This is a genomic window from Arcobacter denitrificans (SeqCode), from assembly GCF_048571185.1.
GTDB classification, from domain to species: domain Bacteria; phylum Campylobacterota; class Campylobacteria; order Campylobacterales; family Arcobacteraceae; genus Arcobacter; species Arcobacter denitrificans.
In genome coordinates this window covers 1073718-1092157 of record NZ_CP182350.1, presented here as the reverse complement: position 1 = coordinate 1092157, position 18440 = coordinate 1073718, and the positions used below count along the sequence as shown (strand labels likewise).

The following is an 18440-nucleotide window of genomic DNA, read 5'->3' as shown; positions in this document are numbered from 1 at the left end:
GATAACTTAGATGTTTTTGTATTTTGAATCATCTGGATTATTTATAAAACCTTCGTTTACTACCTGAATAATTTGTTTAATACCATCAGGCACTGTTTTAGTGATTTTAAAATTTAGTTCTTTTCTTATTTTTTCAAATGAAACTCTATAATCTCTTGGATCTTCATCCTTTTTTATATATTTTATTTTTGCTTTGGGTAGTTGTTTTTTGATTTCATTAACAATCATCTGTTTTTGATAGTTTTCGTTTGTATCTCCTACATTAAATACATTGAATGAAACTTTTTTATCATCTGCCTCAATAACCGTAATCACTGCTCTTGATAAATCAACAACATGACAATAAGGTCTCCAAAACTGCTCACCAAATATAACAAGTTCTTTTCCCATCGCTAAATCTTTTGTAAATTCATTTACTGTTAAATCAAATCTAATTCTTGAAGATAACCCATATACTGTTGCGAATCTAAGACATGTGGGTTTAGCAATATTAGTTTTGTCCTGAGATAATAAGTATTTTTCAAATTTTACTTTTGTTTCTGCATATAATGAAACTGGAACTAATTCTGACTTTTCATCAACAAATGCATTCTCATCTTTCATTTTTCCATAGTTACTACAAGTTGAAGCAAATATAAATTTTGTAATTCCCATTTTATTAGCTACCTCATAGGTTAGTTTTGCTCCATTTAAATTTATGTCTTTAGTTAGCTCAGGATTTATAGCACAAGCAGGATCTCCTACTATAGATGCTAAATGCACAACATAATCTATATTCTGCATAGATTTAGTTAAATCTTGTTTATTTCTAATATCACCTTTTACAAATTCAAAATGGTTATTATTTAGCAGCTCTATGATTGATTCACCACCAAAAGAAAGATTATCTAATACTCTTACAAAATAATCTTTTTCTAATAGTAACTTAACTAATACACTGCCTATATATCCTGCTCCACCTGTTATTAATACTCTTTTCATTTATTCTTCTTTAGGTTTTGATTATTTTGTATATTCTATCTAATTAAATTTGATAATTTACTTATTAAATCTAAAACAAAAATAAGAGTTATTTTAGTTTTAAAGATTCAAAATATAATACAGATGTAAGAACATATAGATTATAATCCTAGTAATTTGAATAGTAGGGTTTACATAATATGGAATTTATTTTTAATAATGATAATATAATTCATTCTAGAAATAGTGATGATGGTATGATTATTTCAAACATAAGAATTAAAAAACATTTTAAGTTGAACTATACTACTTTTTATATGCTTAATAAATTTTTGGATGATACTTTAACAGAAGATGAAGAACTTAATGATAAAAACTGGATTTTAGAAGAAAAATCTATAACAAGTCAATTTTTTTCATTGATGGCTGATCCCTCATGTATTAATGACAATGAAATTATGAATTTTAATGAAAAAAACTCTTCAATATATGCGATAGAAAAAAAGCTGGAAACTCCTCTTTTACATAAAGGAATGGATACAGTAATAAAAGTTTTAATTGATATGAAGATTTTAATTAAGAACAAAAAAAATTATAAAAATTTTTTTAAAGTCAAAGAAAATTTATTTGATATGAATCATATTGGTAATTTTCATCAACAAATTGGATATGATTTAATGGTTAAATACAAGGTCTCTCCTGATAAATATTGGCCATCCCAAAAATTTAGAAATAATAATATACTTGAGAATATGTACAAATATGTTCAACTTAATTTTTTTAATAAATATTTTGATGGACTTGATATAAAAGATAAAAAAATTTTAGATATAGGATGTGGAACAGGTTATTATTCAAGAATTTTACTTTCTAAAGGTGCTTCTGTTGTGGGAATTGACCCTAATCAAAAATATATTGATGTAGCTATTGATGATTGTAAGAAATTTGGGAATAAATCAAGATTTATTCATGGAAAGATAGAAGAAGGTATTTTAGATAAAGAATATATAGATAGTTTTGATTATATAATAATAAGTGATATGTTACTTTTTTATTTTGTATCTCCTGATCCTAAAACTACTTCAAATCCAGAAAGTTTTTTAAGTATGGTACGGAATTACTTGAAAGATAAAGGTAAACTCTACATAACTGAGCCTCATGGAGTATTTTGGCTTATGCCATGGTTAGGTGATTGCACATTACCTTACACTGTAGTATCAGAGTATTCAAATAAAGTTCAGAAGGTTACTCCTACTTTAGAAGAAGTTGCCCACGCATTTAAAAAATCTGGTTATCATATAAAAGATATCTATGAACCAAAACCAGCAGAAGAATGTAAAAACGACTATTCTGAAAGAGCGTATTATTTTGCTACAGAATTTCCTCTTTGGTGGGTTTTTATTTTAGGAAAAGAAATTGAATAATGAAGTTATAGATTTTATAAAAAATAATGAGATCTCTACATCAGAAGTCAGTGATGCATTGGGCAAAATTGGTGGAGTTTCGGGGGTAGTTCCTTTAAATTTAGGTCATCATGTAGTAGGAGAGATATTTTATACTTGTGGATATGCAGATTCTAATTGGATGATACATAATGATATTATTAATACTCCAGAAAATAGCATAGTATTTATAGAAAATATAGATAATACAGACAAAGCATTGATAGGAGAAATTGTTACGCGGTTTATTTTTGAAAAGAAAAAAGCTAAAGCAATAGTAACAACTGGTAAGATAAGGGACTCTTTAGAATTAAGAAAGTTAAAAATTCCTATTTGGCATATTGGAACAAATCCAATTGGATGTTTTAATAGTAAACCAGTTTTTACTGATGATTTAGAAGATTTAGCTCTAGATCAAAAAAATAACTTGAATAAAGCAATACTAGTTTGCGATGATGATGGCGTTGTAATAATAAATAAAGAACAAATTAATAATTCTTTAATTGAAAAGTTAAAAAAATTGAAAGAACAAGAAATAAAATGGAAAGAGTGTGTATTTGAAAAAGGTTGGGACACTTTCGAAACAATTTGTATGAAAAGGTATTTATAGTGGAAGAAATCATTTTAAAAAATATTGATTTACTTATTAAAAAATATTTTTCTATATCCAAAAATGATAAAGTTTTAATTTTATTTGATAAAACAAAATATGAATTGGCTCTTATTTTTAGATTTGCAATTATACAAACTAATGATAACGTTATTATCTCAGAAATAGATTCAGGTAGTGTTCATGGAGAAACAAAGATTTCTAATGCAGCTTATAGCATGATGTTAGACTCAGATATTATAATCTCATTAGTTCAATATTCTATTGCACATACCAAAGAAAGATATAACATTACAAAACTTGGGAAAAGATTTGTAAGTATGCCTGATTATTCAATTAATTTATTAGCCAGAGATTGTTTTGATTTAGATTTTAATAAAATAGTAAAAAAACAAAATAAACTAGCTTCAATATTACAAAATTCTAACAGTGTGAAAATAAAGACAAAAATGGGAACAGATATTACTTTTGATATATCAAATAGAGTATCTAATAATTGTCCAGGCTTTATTAATAAATCCTTCTTATTAGCCTCTCCACCTGATTTTGAAGTTAATATTGCTATTAAAGAAGATGACACTAATGGTATTTTGGTTGTTGATGGGAGTATACCTTATAATGGGTTTGGTGTATTAAGTAAGCCTATTAAACTTGAAATAAGGAATGGAAGAGTAATTAAATGTAATGATAAAAAGCTTATGGAATTATTTAATAAATATGGAGAAAAAGCTAAAATTCCAGCAGAATTGGGATTCGGATTTAATTATAAAGCTAAATTGTCAGGATTTATGTTAGAGGATGAGGGGTGCTATAACACTTTCCATATTGGGTTTGGTTCAAATTCAACTATTGGTGGTGAAAATATTATTAAATTTCACCTTGATACCATTGTTTTAAATCCTAGTGTAGAAATTAGTGGCAAACTTATTATTAATGAGGGTAAGCATGTATATTAAAAATAATTTAACAAAAGAATTAAGAGATAAGTTTATTACTTACTCGAATAATATTTTTGTTATAGATAGTATAAATGATCAAAAATATACTTATAGTGAATTTAATATTTTGGTACTAAAAATGTGTTCATTTTTGGAAGATATTGAAAACTTCAATGGTAAAAAGGTATGTGTTATTACAGATAATGATTTTGATACTATTGTTTTGTATTTTGCTTTAATGTATGTAGGTGCAACAGCTGTCCCTGTAAATCATAAGTCTGAAATAAAAGCATTAGAGTATTTTAAAAATACTTTAGGTATAAGATATTACTTTAGTAAAACTTCAATATCAAATATTCAAACTATAGACTATTCTTATAACAAATTTTCTACTTATACAATCATGAAGAAAGAACCGTTTTATGATTTAGGGATAAATGATATTTCTATAATTATGCACTCTTCTGGAACAACAGGAAAGCCAAAAGGCATAATGCAAAGAATATCTAATTTGTATAACAATGCCTTAGAATTTTCTGAGATGGTAGGGATTGATCAAAGTAATAGGTTTTTAAATTATTTAAGCCTTACTTATTTTGGGGGCTATTACAATTTAATGTTTTTACCTTTTGTGAATGGTGCCTCATTTGTACTATCAAAACAATTTAATATTTCAATGGTTACTAATTTATCAAAAACAATAGATAAGTATGAAGTTAATACATTATGGCTTGTCCCTTCAATTATGTCAATAATGAATCGTTTTGATAAAAGTAGTAAAGAGACACTAGATATTTATAGAAAAAAGATAAAGTTATCATTAGTGGGTACAGCTCCATTATCTTTTAAATTAAAAAAAGAATTTAAAGAGAAATATAATTTAGTACCTTTACAAAACTATGGTTTATCCGAAACATTTTTTATTTCATCTCAAACAAAAGAAACTATAGATTTAGAAAATACCGTTGGGAAAATATTAAAAAGTGTAGAAGTTAGTTTTGATGAAGATAATGAAATAATTGTTAAAACTCCTTATTTAATGAATGGATATATAGTTGAAGATATTGAGTCTAAAAATATTATCAAAAATAATACTTTTAAAACGGGAGATATAGGGTATATAGAAAATAATATGTTATATTTAACAGATAGAAAGAAAGATATTATAATTAGAGGTGGAGAAAATATTTCTCCAAAGGAAATAGAAGATGTTATATTAAATTGTGAAGGTGTTAAAGAAGTAGCTGTTATTGGGTTAGAACATGAACTTTTTGGAGAAGACATTCTTGCTTTTATTGTAACAGAAACTATTGAAGATATTAAGGCAAAGGTTAAAAGCTTCTGTTCAAAAAATCTGGGTACTAAAAAAATTCCATCTCATGTGCTTATGATAAAAGAACTACCTAAAAATAATAGTGGAAAAATAGATAAAAATAAATTAAAAACTCTTTGTAAAGAATTAATTTGATTTTCGGATTATCTCATATTGTTTATGCTTGTGATCATTTAAATTATAAGGTAATTAATGAGTTGCTTATTTCAAATGGTTATTATATATCTTTTAAAGAAAAGAAAATAGTTAATAAAGATGTTTATGAATTTGTAAGTGATAAGAATAATATTATATCTGACATGATCTTTTATAAGAAGGGCAAAAACCCAAGTATAGAAGTTGTATTATATAAAACTGTATTAAAAGAAAAAGCTACTTTTAAGTTAAGTTTTAATGGAGAAGAATTAAAAATTAAATCATTTTATAATAATATTAATAGTGTTAAGAGTTTTTATCAAAATTTAACTTTTGATATGAGTTTTTTTTTAGATAATACTACAATAAAAATAAATTCAATTGCACCAACAATGAAAATGGATATAAATTATGAAAAGTCAAATCTAGAAATGAAAGGTATTGGTTATTTAGATAATTTAGGAGTTAACTGTATAAGTCTTCTTGTCTCTACAATAGAAGACAAATACAAGATATTGAAAGAATTAGAAGAAGTTAAATTAACTATATTGTTTAAAAAGAAGATAAATAATAAAATATTAAAAGTCTTTTTTTGTAAAAATACATTAAACAATGAAATAATAGAATTTGTTGAATATGAAAGGAAATAAATAGTATGGATAAAATAAAAGACTTTATATTATTATGGGTATCTAATAAAAGTGGAATTGAAATAAAATTGGTTAAAGAAAATATAAATATTTTTGAAGAAGGATACGTAGATTCATTGGGGGCCTTTGAGTTAATAAGTGAATTGGAAAATAAATTTCTTATATCTTTTTCTGAAAATGATTTTCAAGATAGAAGACTGGTCTTTGCGAGTGTAAATAGTTTATCAGAAGTTGTTAAAGATAAAGTTGATGCATTATAATAAGAGAGATGTTAAAGCTGCTTTAATTGAACTAGGTTTAAGAGAAGGGGATATTGTTTTTTCTCATGCAAACCTTTCTTTTTTTGGTATTCCCTACGGTGGGATGACGGAAGATAATGTTTTTTCTATTTTTTACGATTCCTTATTTGAAATAATTGGTGATACGGGAACATGGATTGTTCCTACCTTTACATATTCATTTAGAAGTAATGGATATGGTGAAGTGTTTGATTATAAAAACACTCCTTCAAAAATGGGGCTATTAGCGGAAAAAATAAGAGGGTTAGATACTTCTGTCAGAACCCTAGATCCTTTGTTTAGTGTTTCAATTTGTGGAAATGTAAATAATATATTGAAGAATAATATTATATCTTCTGATTGTTTTGGTAAAGGGAGTATTTTTGATTTAATGTACAAGAAAAATATAAAATTTGTAAACTTTAACATGGATACTGCAACAACTTATATACATTATGTAGAAAGAGAATTAGAAGTTGATTATAGAAAGAATATTCTTTTTTATGGAAAAACAATTTTAGATAATAAAATAATAGATCATAGTGTTTTTTATTACTGTAGAAATTTAGAATCAAATATTCAAGCTGAATTTTCAAAGTTTGATAAGTTAGCAATGGATAGAAATATTGGGAGAAAAGTAAAGTTAGGAAGAGGCAGTATTTCTTTGATTACTGCAAAACAAACTTATTCTTTAATTGAAGAAGTATTACCTGAATGGAAAGACTTTTTAATAAAAAGGGTTTAAATTGAAGTTAAAAGAAATGTCTGATAATTTATATCAATTTGTAGAAGACTTATTCCCTTTAAATAGAAGTTTAACAGGAAATGGAGTTAGACAGACCTTAAATTATATAAAAGATATAATTCCAGAATTAAATATATATGAAATTCCGACTGGTACTAAATGCTTTGATTGGACGATCCCAAGAGAGTGGAATTGTAATGATGCTTATATTATAACTCCAGAAGGAGAAAAAATTTGTGAATTTAAAAAAAATAACCTTCATTTAGTTGGGTATTCAATTCCTTTAAATAAAGAGATGCCTTTTAATGAATTAAAAAAACATTTATATTTTTTAGAAAAGCAACCAGACTCTATTCCTTACATAACTTCTTATTATAAAGAAAATTGGGGATTTTGTATTTCTTATAACCAATATAAGAAATTAAAAGATGGTATTTATAAAGTAAAAATTGATACTACTCTAGAAAATGGTTATTTAACTTATGGAGAGGTTATTTTAAAAGGAGAAGAAGAAAAAGAAATATTTTTGTCTACATATATTTGTCATCCATCTATGGCAAATAATGAATTATCAGGGCCAGCAATAACATCATATCTTGCAAAGTTTATTTCAGAACTTAAAGTAAGACGATACACATATCGAATAATATTTATTCCTGAAACAATAGGTTCTATAATGTATTTAAGTAAAAATCATGATGTTATGAAAAGAAATGTTATTTCAGGATTTCAGATTACTTGTGTTGGAGATAATAATTCTTTTAGCTATCTTCCTTCTAGACAGGGTAATTCACTTGCTGATAAGGTAGCTTTACATATTTTAGAAAACTATTGTTTAAATTTTAAAAAGTATACTTATTTGGATAGAGGTAGTGATGAAAGGCAATATTGTTTTCCTGGGATCGATTTACCAGTGTGTTCAGTAATGAGAACTAAATATAGAGAATATGATGAATATCATACTTCTTTAGATAATTTAGAGTATATTTCTCCTCAAGGATTATTTGGTGCATATAAAACTTATATAAATATTATAGAAGCATTAGAATGTAATTATATATATATGGCTAATATTTTATGTGAACCTCAGTTAAATAAGATAGATGGTTTATATTCGGACTTATACACTAAAAATAATTATCCTAATATAGGAAATATATTAAATTTTATAACTTATTGCGATGGGAAAAATGATTTAATTGATATTTCTAATATTATAAACTTAAAATATAAAGATATAAATAATTTTATTGGTTTGCTAATTCAGAATAATATTATTAGAAAAATTTAGAAATAAATAAATAGTTATTATGGTACAATCTAAACCTTAAATAATAAGTATTTTTATAAGTTCTTTTTAATTATAGAATATTTTATTATTAGAACTAGAATGAATTTTATAAAATGGAGTTATTAATATGAATAAAAGTGAAGTATTGAATAGTCTAGAATTAACAAGAAATACAAAAGAACAATTTAATTATTATGAAAGTTTAAGTGACTTTATTCATGAGAGTGAAAACTCATTAATGGATATGTTAAATATATTCCCTATTTTTGCAACTAGACAGTCAATAACAAGTTTTTTAGAAAAGTATGAATTATACAAATTGATTCTAGATATTCCTGGTAGTATTTTAGAGTGTGGCGTTGCTGGAGGTAGAGGGATAATGTCTTTTTATCACTTTAGTTCAATTTTTGAGCCTTACCACTATACAAGAAAAGTAATTGGTTTTGATACATTTGAAGGTTTTCCAAGTATTGATATGAAAGACAAAACTAGTAATGCAGATCATATGAAAGTTGGAGGGTTAAAATTTGAGAGTTACGATTTATTAAATAGGTCATTTGAAGTTCATGATAAAAATAGAGTTTTGGGTCATATCCCAAAAGGAGAGCTAGTAAAAGGTGATATTTCACAGACTTTACCTAAATATTTAGAAGAAAATCCACATTTAGTTGTTTCATTATTATATATGGATTTAGATTTATATACTCCTACAAAAGATACATTAGAATTATTAATTGAAAGAATTCCTAAAGGAGGAGTAATAGTTTTTGATGAGCTTAATCATAGTGATTATCCAGGAGAAACAATTGCTTTAATGGAAACATTAAAACTATCTAACTTAAGATTAAAAAGGTTGAATTTTTCATCAATGGCATCCTATGCAGTAATTGGAGATTAGAATATGAAGGCATATAATGAAAAAGGTTTTATTAAATATAATAAATTATTTTCAAATAATGAGATTGAAGTATTAATTGATTTAGTTAATGATTCAATTATTAATGTTGCTAATAATTTTTTAGAGCCTATAAAAAAAGAAGAATTTGATTGTATCCCTAATGAAAGGATACCTCATGAGGGAATGATATTTTTATTTAACATTGATCCAGAGTTATCTACAAAAGCCATTAACCAATTAAATAGTAGTTATTATTTATATTCTTTTATGACAAATAATAAAATTGTAGATAGATATAAAGAATTAACTTCTTGCCCAGATGACAAAAGTATTGCTACAAATGCATTTTTCGTAAGAGTTGATTTACCAAGTAAATATAAAAAAGAAGATCTTAAATTTTCTTTACCCTGGCATCAAGAGAGTGGATATTATCATAAAAATATATCAAAAAGTAAATCGGTTGTTGTATGGGTTCCTTTATTTGATGTTTCAAAAGAGAGTGGAGCACTAGAAGTGATTCCATGTTCTCACAGCAATGGATATGTTATTCATGATGAATATTATATTAATCCTGAAGAAAAAACAAAGTTTAGAGTTTCTATACCTGAAAATGTGATTTCAAGATATGATCAAAATAACAATGTATTTACTGAAGCAATCCAAGGTGATGTGTATATTATGAATTTTAACTTAATGCACAGATCTGGATTAAATGTTAGTAATAATGTTCGATATACTTTTTTAGCTAGATACTCTAACAAAAAAGATGTTGATTATAGTTTCTAAGGATAAATACGTATAAAGATATCTTTATTGTAATTTAAAAAATGAAAATATAAGTAAAAAGGAATAAGTTGGATTTATTTGGCTATGAAACGGATAAGAAATTTGATTATGAGAATGGATATTATTTAACAAGTGATATTGATAGAATTGGAAAGATGATTTCACATTATACCTTATATAATATGATTAAAGATTTACCTGGTGATGTGATAGAAACAGGAGTTTTTAAAGGGAATTCTTTTATTAGGTGGTTAACTTTTAGAAATTTACTTGAAAATGAGGATTCTAGAAGTGTAATTGGTTTTGATACCTTTGAATCTTTTCCTAATACAGATTATGAAAATGACAAAGAGTATAGAGAGAGGTTTATAAATAATGCAGGAAATAAATCAATTTCCACTACAGAACTAGAAAAAGTTTTAAATTACAAAAAACTTAGAAATTTTGAATTGATAAAGGGTGATATTTTAGAAACACTACCTACTTATTTTGAAAAAAATCCTCATTTAAAAGTTTCTTTACTTCATATTGATACTGATATATATGAACCTGCGATTGTTGCATTAAGTGAAATTTGGGATAGAATAGTAAAGGGTGGTATTGTTATTTTTGATGATTATGGTACTTTCCCAGGTGAAACAAAAGCAGTAGATGATTTCTTTAGAGATAAAAATGTAGAAATTAAAAAACTAACATTTTCCCAAAAGATACCTGTTTATATTAAAAAAAATAGTTTTTAGTATGTGATGAACTAATAAATAAAAACTATTTATTAGTTAACTCCCTTAACAATAAATTATTTTTAAATAAATATTCTTTTAGATTTGGTTCTTCAAGAATGTACCCTATAGTTGAATAATATGTAAAGTCATACGCATTTAATTTGGTAATGTCGCAATTGGAAATATTCATTTTATTTAATATGCCAATAATTGTTAACTTAAGTATATTATTATTTGATTTGATTATATCCTTATGCGTGTAGCCAAATTTTTCATAATTATTTAAAATATAATGTTCACCATTGTCATATTGATTTATATCTATGTATTTTTTATTTTTATCATATACTGTTGTAAATATATTTTCACAATTATAAGTGATCTTTGAGAAAATTTCTCCTTGAACTGGATAGGTTTTATGATTAGAAATAAAAATTTCCGTTTCTTTTATTATATCATCAATTGAAGATACTTTAATCACTTGAACCTTAGTAGAAATAGAATCTATATTTGGTCTAACAGAGCTAAAGTATAGTCCTTTAAAAGTAACACTTGGATATTTTACAATTAAATCATCAAGGTATTGTATAAATTCAATATCATTTAAGTTGTCTTCACAAAGTAAAAAACTAATTGTATTCTGTGAATATCTTTTTTTGTAATCCTCTGATAAAGGTTTATATAAACTTTTATTAAACTTGAGTTCACTGTAGTTTTCTATTATGCATTCAAGATAATTTGTACTTATATCATTTATATGATATTCTTCACTTAAAATTATTGGATAAGCATTAATAGTAGAATTTATCATTGTAAATATTTTACTAAGTAAAAAACTCTGATTTTTAATTGAGGCTTGTGTCCAAACTTCAATGTTATCTACAATGTCATAAATATTTTTAGGAATAATAAATTTAAATCTATTTATAACCATTCCAAAGATATTTATAAACTCTTTTACAGTTTCGTCATCAAAATAAAAAACTGAAAATTTAACATTAGGAAATTTATTACAAATTTCTACTATTTTATTTACAAACTCTTGTTGTAGATTTTCTTTAATTGCAAAAAAACCTACATGTTCTTTTAGATACTTTTCATTTAACAAATCTTTATCAATGTTAAATTTTAAACTGTTTGCAAATTCAAAGTATTTTGTGTTTGGTAAGATAAAATCATCTTTAATCTTTTTTGCTAAGTCAAATTTGTCAGTAAGTATTTTTTCTTCACTCTCTTCTTTATTATTCAATGCAGATTCATATTCTATTTGTGTAAACATTGAAGAGTAAATATTTTCATAATTATTTAAAATTATATCATCTATCTTTTTTATGTTTATAGTATTGTCATATGTTTCAAGCCACAGTTCTACACTTTTAGTTATGTCATCAATATTGTGTGGAATTAATAATTCAACTCTACTTAACTCTTGTTTAAATACAAATTGTGCTTGAGTTTTTTGGAAATCAAAAAAGTAAAAAAGCTTTAATTGTACATCAGGAAATCTTTTTAGTATTTCTTTTACATAATTTATAAAATCTTTATTTGAAAGGTTATCTTCAATAGCAAAAAAGCCAATAGAATTTGGTTCAAATTCATATTGGTATCCTCTTTTTGAAGTTTCTACCAACTCTTTAAAAAATGGTTCTGAATAGATACTCTTTTTTATTGAATACTCTTTTAAATATTTATTTAATTTTTTTAATGTAAGACTATTATCATCACTTGAGTACGAGATTGAAATTACATATGTATCAACTATTTTATTTAGTTGTGTTAGTAAATTTTTATTTATTTCATAGATATATTTTTTCTTATCATTATTTGTTGCCAAATCAAAAAGATAGAAAATGTGGTGGAGATTATGTGATGAATAGTTGATTAGAATAGATTGTAAGTCTTCACAGTGACTTTTTTCAAATAAAATATTTTGAATAAGATTGATTAATTGACCTTTGTACTCTTCAAAATCTTTATATTTTTTAATTTTTTGGAACTGCTCTATGTTTTTCTTTATTTTTTTTACACCACTTAATTTTAAATTTAATTTTTCTAAATCTTTTTTATTGTAACCAGCTTCACTTATATCAGTAAAACTATTAAATAGTTTGTTTCTTACTATCTTTTTATCTTCTTCTTCAAAGTTTGAAAAATTTATGTCTTCTATTTTTAAAGGTGTTGTACCACTCAAGTATGCACCGTTTGATAAGTTATAAACATTTTGATTAACTTCTTTAAACATCTCTGTAAATTGAGTAAATGTGTCAATACTTGTTTTAAATACCGGTACTGATTTTACTTCAGGTAGAAAGTTACCTTTTACTATAATTGTATTTTTTCTAAATGAGTAGTTTTTATCATCAGAGTCTTCTAACTCTTTTAATTTATTAAATGCTCCAGAACCCGAATGCCCTTCTATATGTGTATCCCCAGACTCAACATCCATTGCAAAGTCAAGACCTAATAAATAAATCTCTTTTCCTCTAAACAATAAAAGTAATGCATAGGTAAGCTCTCCAATACTTGGACTTGTCAAAGTTCCAAAGTTCTCTTTTAGCTCAAACATTGCTTGAAAAATAAAAATGTTCTCTTTTGGAAAAGAGTTCATTAGTTTTGCATTTACGTGTGATGCAAAAATAAATATTGTATCTTTGAAATAGTTTATATCTTTTAGTTTATCTAGAGTATTTAAAACTTGTATATCTTGTTCGTCATATTGAGTTATGATATCAGGTTTTATGTCATTTCTTTCTAAAATTGGCATAGTTGCATAAATAGCGACTATTGTAAAATAGTTTTGGTTTTTCTTTACAAATTCAATATTATTTTGTAATGATGGACCAGCAGAAAGATAAAGAATAGGCTTCTCAAATGGCTTTATGTTTTGTTTAGTTTTTATATTTAATAATCTATAGTTTTGATTAATATATGAGTTTGTTCTACTAATACTTAAAAAAGTTCTATCATAAGAGTACAATAAATGCGCTTGTGAGACCAAAAAGTTTTGGATAGTTTTCATATAAATATCTGAACCAGAAGATAAGTTTACAAATTTTAAATAATGATTAAAAATAAATAGTTCACCATAAAAAGCTTCAAAGGTTTTTTTAAACTCAAACTCATTTTGTGCAATTGAGAAAAATAGTATTGTCTGTTTAGCCAACTCTGCATAATCAGTTACAAATAAAGATAATCTGAAAAATTCTAAATTTGGTTCAACTATTAAATAAACTTTTGAATTTAACTTTTGATGTATTAGTGGAATATGAATTCCAAGTAAAACTCCAAAAATAATAAATTTATGAATTTCATTTAGATTTTGAGGATTTGGTAAATTTTTATCCACAAAATTAATAACAGGGGCATTCCCTATTGTATGCGGTGCTAAAATATCTTGTTCAAGTGCTGTTTTTGCTACAGTATCATTATATTTAAATTCATAATATGCTTTAAAACTATTTATAGTAGCATCATAACTTATATCATCAGCTATTTTTTTAGATACTTCATTTGAATTTTGTGTGTATAAAAATTGTTTTGTATTTGGATTTACGATATCAAAGTGTGTATTTAAGTATTGAAGTTCAAACTGAGGTGTTATTTGTCCCAAATCAATAGCTGCAGCATAAAGTTCTAGGTTTTTATATATATCAGGATGATTTTGTTTAAAGTATTCTAGATTTTTTTCGTAAGTTTGTAGCGCTTTTTGTTGAACTTGATCTAATGACATTTGATACCTTGGATAAATCCCTTTACAAAGTAAATAGAAATTTTATTTTGGTATTTATTTTACCATGTTTGCACTAAAGATAGCTGAATTTGTAACCAATAGTTAACAATTATTCTTCATTTTTTTATACCAGTCATACATAATTTTAATTCCAATTTCTAATTCAGTTTTATATTTCCACCCAAGTGATTGAAGTTTTGAAGAATCTGTCAATTTAATCATTGTTCCATCTGGTTTACTAGTGTTAAAAACTAAGTTACCCTTAAACTCAATGATACTTTGTATAAGCTCTGCAAGTTCCTTAATAGATATATCTACGCCTGTACCAATATTTATATGAGTATTTTTTATTTCTTTGTTCTTTAAAGAATAGGTATCTTTGAAGTCTCTATTCTCTAATAAAAAGACACAAGCATCAGCCATATCTTCTGAATAAAGAAATTCTCTTCGTGGTTTTCCTGAACCCCAAATCTCAACTTGGGTTTCAGTTACTCCAAATTTGCTTAGATAAGTCTTTGCTTCTTCTATAGTATTTACATGTAAGTCTTTAATTACTTCATCATATTTTTTTTCATTTAAAAGTCTTGCTAAATGAATTTTTCTAATAAGTGCAGGTAAGACATGTGAAGTTTCAAGGTCGAAGTTATCATTTGGTCCATACAGGTTTGTTGGCATTACAGATATAAAGTTTGTGCCATATTGTATATTATAACTTTCACACATCTTAATACCTGCTATTTTTGCAATGGCATAAGGTTCATTTGTATATTCTAAGGGAGATGTTAATAAACTATCTTCACTCATTGGTTGAGGAGCATTCTTTGGATAAATACATGTACTTCCTAGAAAAAGAAGTTTTTTTACTTTATGAAGATAACTTTGATGAATTACATTATTCTGAATTTGTAAATTTTCATAAATAAAATCTGCACGATAGGTATTATTTGCAATTATTCCACCAACTTTTGCTGCAGCTAGTATTACATATTCTGGTTTTTCTTCTTTAAAAAACTTTTCTACAACACTTTGATTTAGTAAATCTAATTCTTTATGTGTTTTACATACTAAGTTTGTATATCCTTTTGAAACTAGATTTTTTACTATTGCAGAACCTACAAGTCCTCTATGCCCAGCTATATATATTTTACTATTCTTTTTCATCTTACTCAAAGTAACTCATAGTTTTGTATCCACCATCTTTAAGGTAAACATCTTTTGTCATTAGTTTTAAATCTGATTTCATCATATCATTAACTAAATCTTGTAGTTTATACTCTCTATTCCAGCCAAGTTTTGTTTCTGCTTTTGTAGGATCTCCTAAAAGTAAATCAACTTCAGTTGGTCTAAAGTATCTTGGATCAACTGAAACTACTTCTTTTCCTATTTCTATTTTATAATCTGGATTTGAACAAGATACAACATAAGCTTTTTCTTCTACACCTTCTCCTTTAAACTCTAAAGTAATACCTGCATATTCAAATGCCATTCTCACAAAGTCTCTTACTGTAGTAGTTTGACCTGTTGCTATTACCCAATCTTCTGGCTCATCAGCTTGCAAAATCATCCACATCATTTTCACATAATCTTTTGCATGACCCCAATCTCTTTTTGCATCAAGATTACCTAAGTAAAGTTTATCTTGAAGTCCTAAAGCTATTTTAGATGCTGCTCTTGTAATTTTTCTAGTTACAAATGTTTCACCTCGCACTGGGCTTTCATGATTAAATAGTATTCCATTACAAGCAAACATATCGTAAGCTTCTCTATAATTTACTGTTATCCAATAAGCATACATTTTTGCTACTGCATATGGGCTTCTTGGATAAAAAGGTGTTGTTTCACTTTGAGGTGTTTCTTGTACTTTTCCATAAAGTTCACTTGTTGAGGCTTGATAAATTTTTGTTTTATTTGTAAGTCCTAATAATTTTACAGCTTCAAGAATTCTAAGAGTTCCTGTTCCATCTGCATTTGCTACATACTCTGGTGTTTCAAATGAGACTGCAACATGTGACATTGCCGCTAAATTATAGATTTCATCTGGTTGTACTTCTTGAATGATACGTGTAAGATTCATAGAGTCTGTCATATCACCAAAGTGTAAAATTAAATTTCTATTTTCAACATGTGGGTCTTCATAAAGGTGATCTATTCTATCTGTATTAAACAAAGATGTCCTTCTTTTAATACCATGTACTACATAACCTTTTTTTAGTAAAAATTCTGCAAGGTAACTTCCATCTTGTCCTGTTATTCCTGTTATTAGTGCTACTTTATTCTTTGTCATCTTTTTCCTAAATCATATTATTTATTATTTTATCTAATTTCTTTTAAAATCATCATCAATTCTAACTATATCATCTTCACCTGTATATTCACCTACCTGAGCTTCGATGATAATCAGTGGTAATTTACCTTGGTTTTCAAGTCTATGTACTTGCCCAGCTTTTATGTATGTTGATTCATTTGGATTTAATGTAAACGTTTTATCTTCTATTGTAACTGTGGCACATCCTGATACTACTATCCAGTGTTCATTTCTATGAAAGTGTTTTTGTAAAGATAATCTACTACCTGATTTAACCTCTATTTTTTTTATTTTATAGCCGGGGCTATCTTCTAAAATAGTATATGTACCCCAAGGTCTATGCCCAGTTAAATGTATATTATGTAGTTGAGTAGTTTTTTTAAGTTCAGATACGACTTGTTTTACTTTTTGAGAAGAGCCTTTTTTAGATATTAAAAGTGCATCACCTGTATCTACTATAATACAATTGTCTATATCAACTGTCGCTATTTTTCTATCATTACCATAGATTAGATTATTCTTAGAATCTATTGAAATATGATTATCATTTATTGTATTATTATTTTCATCTTTTGGAAGTTCATCATAAAGAGAATCAAAGCTTCCCACATCACTCCAAGAAATATCTGAGGGAATTACTTTTACAAGATCACTTTTTTCCATAACTGCATAATCTATTGAGTCTTCTTTGATATTTAACATATCATCATGTTTTATTCTAATTAATGAATTTTCATTAGAAGCATTATTAAATGCTATTAAAGAATCATTATAAATTTCAGGAGAATGAATTTTTAATTCATCAAGAAAAACTCCTGCTTTAAAACAAAACATTCCAGAATTCCAATAATAGTTACCTTCTTCAAAATATTTACTTGCAGTTTTAAAATCAGGCTTTTCATGGAATGCTTTTACATTAAAGCTATTTATTGATTCTATATATCCATATCCTGTTTCTGCAAATGTGGGAGTAATACCAAAGGTTACTAATTTATTGTCATAGGCAAACTCTTTTGCTTGATTTATTACTTTTTTATATTCTATTTCATTTTTTATTAGATGATCGGAAGGTGTTACTAAAACTATTTCATCTTTTTCTAAAGCCATGCATGCTAAGGCAATAGCTGGAGCGGTATTTCTTCCTATTGGTTCTAAAAGATATTTATTATTTACTTTTAAATTCGCTGAATCAAAAGATACTTTTGTATCTTTTTTTATTATCTCCTCTAATTGATCTAATGCTAAAAAATATTGTTCTGAGTTTGAAACTATAAATTGATTTTTGCATAATTCTGAATTTCGTTCTACTGTAAGCTGGAAAAGAGACTTATTATTAAAAAGTTTTACAAACTGTTTGGGCATTAGTGTTCTACTAATTGGCCATAGCCTTGTTCCACTTCCTCCGCACAATATTATATTTGTCATTAGCTTACTTCCTATTTTTATGTTGTTAGATATTTTAACCTATATATGTTTGATGTTTTCTGACAATATATTATAATTTTGGAAAAGAGTTTTTTGTAATTTAAAAGAGATAAAAAAAGTAGTACCCAAAAGGATACTACTTTTAAAAGAGTTAAGATTAAATACTATTGTAATAATCTTAATACATTTTTA

At 25.9% G+C, this 18440-nt stretch carries 16 protein-coding genes; 11 read left to right on the top strand and 5 right to left on the bottom strand.

All coding sequences use genetic code 11. From position 1 onward, the window contains the following. Positions 1–6: 6 nt before the first annotated feature. Positions 7–981 (bottom strand): NAD-dependent epimerase/dehydratase family protein, encoded by a 975-nt coding sequence (locus tag ACNI28_RS05445; RefSeq protein ID WP_419766209.1) that lies wholly within the window; start codon positions 979–981, stop codon positions 7–9. A 179-nt stretch (positions 982–1160) separates the two neighbouring features. On the opposite strand from ACNI28_RS05445, the gene ACNI28_RS05440 reads away from it, so the two are divergent. The 11 genes from ACNI28_RS05440 (at position 1161) to ACNI28_RS05390 (ending at position 10806) form a co-directional block, all read left to right on the top strand. Continuing rightward, positions 1161–2384 carry a class I SAM-dependent methyltransferase gene (locus tag ACNI28_RS05440; protein ID WP_419766208.1) on the top strand — a complete coding sequence of 408 codons (1224 nt, stop codon included), beginning with the start codon at positions 1161–1163 and terminating at the stop codon, positions 2382–2384. Then, complete coding sequence (locus tag ACNI28_RS05435) at positions 2377–3012, top strand: RraA family protein (RefSeq protein ID WP_419766207.1); 636 nt, start codon at positions 2377–2379, stop codon at positions 3010–3012. The genes ACNI28_RS05440 and ACNI28_RS05435 overlap by 8 nt, the downstream gene beginning before the upstream one ends. Continuing rightward, positions 3012–3968: an aminopeptidase gene (locus ACNI28_RS05430; RefSeq protein ID WP_419766206.1), complete on the top strand. Its 957-nt coding sequence runs from the start codon at positions 3012–3014 to the stop codon at positions 3966–3968. Before ACNI28_RS05435 ends, ACNI28_RS05430 begins: the two co-directional genes overlap by 1 nt. Next, the gene (locus tag ACNI28_RS05425) at positions 3958–5418 is read left to right on the top strand and encodes a class I adenylate-forming enzyme family protein (RefSeq protein ID WP_419766205.1); all 1461 of its coding nucleotides are present in this window, start codon (positions 3958–3960) and stop codon (positions 5416–5418) included. Before ACNI28_RS05430 ends, ACNI28_RS05425 begins: the two co-directional genes overlap by 11 nt. Beyond that, positions 5415–6068: a hypothetical protein gene (locus ACNI28_RS05420; protein ID WP_419766204.1), complete on the top strand. Its 654-nt coding sequence runs from the start codon at positions 5415–5417 to the stop codon at positions 6066–6068. Before ACNI28_RS05425 ends, ACNI28_RS05420 begins: the two co-directional genes overlap by 4 nt. A 5-nt stretch (positions 6069–6073) precedes the next feature. After that, positions 6074–6328: an acyl carrier protein gene (locus tag ACNI28_RS05415; protein ID WP_419766203.1), complete on the top strand. Its 255-nt coding sequence runs from the start codon at positions 6074–6076 to the stop codon at positions 6326–6328. After that, on the top strand, positions 6318–7091 hold the full coding sequence (locus ACNI28_RS05410) for an AAC(3) family N-acetyltransferase (RefSeq protein WP_419766202.1): 774 nt from the start codon (positions 6318–6320) through the stop codon (positions 7089–7091). The genes ACNI28_RS05415 and ACNI28_RS05410 overlap by 11 nt, the downstream gene beginning before the upstream one ends. A gap of 1 nt (position 7092) precedes the next feature. Continuing rightward, the gene (locus tag ACNI28_RS05405; protein ID WP_419766201.1) at positions 7093–8382 is read left to right on the top strand and encodes a DUF4910 domain-containing protein; all 1290 of its coding nucleotides are present in this window, start codon (positions 7093–7095) and stop codon (positions 8380–8382) included. A gap of 127 nt (positions 8383–8509) precedes the next feature. Continuing rightward, the gene (locus ACNI28_RS05400) at positions 8510–9280 is read left to right on the top strand and encodes a TylF/MycF/NovP-related O-methyltransferase (RefSeq protein WP_419766200.1); all 771 of its coding nucleotides are present in this window, start codon (positions 8510–8512) and stop codon (positions 9278–9280) included. 3 nt (positions 9281–9283) lie between these two features. Further along, positions 9284–10066 (top strand): phytanoyl-CoA dioxygenase family protein, encoded by a 783-nt coding sequence (locus ACNI28_RS05395; protein WP_419766199.1) that lies wholly within the window; start codon positions 9284–9286, stop codon positions 10064–10066. Between the two features lie 68 nt (positions 10067–10134). After that, entirely contained in the window at positions 10135–10806 is a 672-nt protein-coding gene (locus tag ACNI28_RS05390; RefSeq protein WP_419766198.1) for a TylF/MycF/NovP-related O-methyltransferase, read from the top strand. Between the two features lie 25 nt (positions 10807–10831). Here ACNI28_RS05390 and ACNI28_RS05385 read toward each other — a convergent pair whose 3' ends face one another. The 4 genes from ACNI28_RS05385 to ACNI28_RS05370 form a co-directional block, all read right to left on the bottom strand. After that, the gene (locus ACNI28_RS05385) at positions 10832–14518 is read right to left on the bottom strand and encodes a motility associated factor glycosyltransferase family protein (RefSeq protein ID WP_419766197.1); all 3687 of its coding nucleotides are present in this window, start codon (positions 14516–14518) and stop codon (positions 10832–10834) included. Between the two features lie 102 nt (positions 14519–14620). After that, positions 14621–15679, bottom strand: coding sequence for a GDP-L-fucose synthase family protein (locus ACNI28_RS05380; RefSeq protein WP_419766196.1), 1059 nt, complete (start codon positions 15677–15679; stop codon positions 14621–14623). Position 15680: 1 nt separating this feature from the next. Beyond that, positions 15681–16802: a GDP-mannose 4,6-dehydratase gene (gene gmd, locus ACNI28_RS05375; protein WP_419766195.1), complete on the bottom strand. Its 1122-nt coding sequence runs from the start codon at positions 16800–16802 to the stop codon at positions 15681–15683. Between the two features lie 33 nt (positions 16803–16835). Beyond that, positions 16836–18248: a mannose-1-phosphate guanylyltransferase/mannose-6-phosphate isomerase gene (locus ACNI28_RS05370; RefSeq protein WP_419766194.1), complete on the bottom strand. Its 1413-nt coding sequence runs from the start codon at positions 18246–18248 to the stop codon at positions 16836–16838. Between the last annotated feature and the right edge of the window lie 192 nt (positions 18249–18440).

Coding starts and splice junctions, on each gene's coding strand:
- ACNI28_RS05410 (WP_419766202.1), top strand. CDS start 6,318: ATGCATTATAATAAGAGAGATGTTAAAGCTGCTTTAATTGAACTAGGT.
- ACNI28_RS05380 (WP_419766196.1), bottom strand. CDS start 15,679: ATGAAAAAGAATAGTAAAATATATATAGCTGGGCATAGAGGACTTGTA.
- ACNI28_RS05445 (WP_419766209.1), bottom strand. CDS start 981: ATGAAAAGAGTATTAATAACAGGTGGAGCAGGATATATAGGCAGTGTA.
- ACNI28_RS05415 (WP_419766203.1), top strand. CDS start 6,074: ATGGATAAAATAAAAGACTTTATATTATTATGGGTATCTAATAAAAGT.
- ACNI28_RS05400 (WP_419766200.1), top strand. CDS start 8,510: ATGAATAAAAGTGAAGTATTGAATAGTCTAGAATTAACAAGAAATACA.
- ACNI28_RS05385 (WP_419766197.1), bottom strand. CDS start 14,518: ATGTCATTAGATCAAGTTCAACAAAAAGCGCTACAAACTTACGAAAAA.
- gmd (WP_419766195.1), bottom strand. CDS start 16,802: ATGACAAAGAATAAAGTAGCACTAATAACAGGAATAACAGGACAAGAT.
- ACNI28_RS05370 (WP_419766194.1), bottom strand. CDS start 18,248: ATGACAAATATAATATTGTGCGGAGGAAGTGGAACAAGGCTATGGCCA.
- ACNI28_RS05395 (WP_419766199.1), top strand. CDS start 9,284: ATGAAGGCATATAATGAAAAAGGTTTTATTAAATATAATAAATTATTT.
- ACNI28_RS05425 (WP_419766205.1), top strand. CDS start 3,958: ATGTATATTAAAAATAATTTAACAAAAGAATTAAGAGATAAGTTTATT.
- ACNI28_RS05440 (WP_419766208.1), top strand. CDS start 1,161: ATGGAATTTATTTTTAATAATGATAATATAATTCATTCTAGAAATAGT.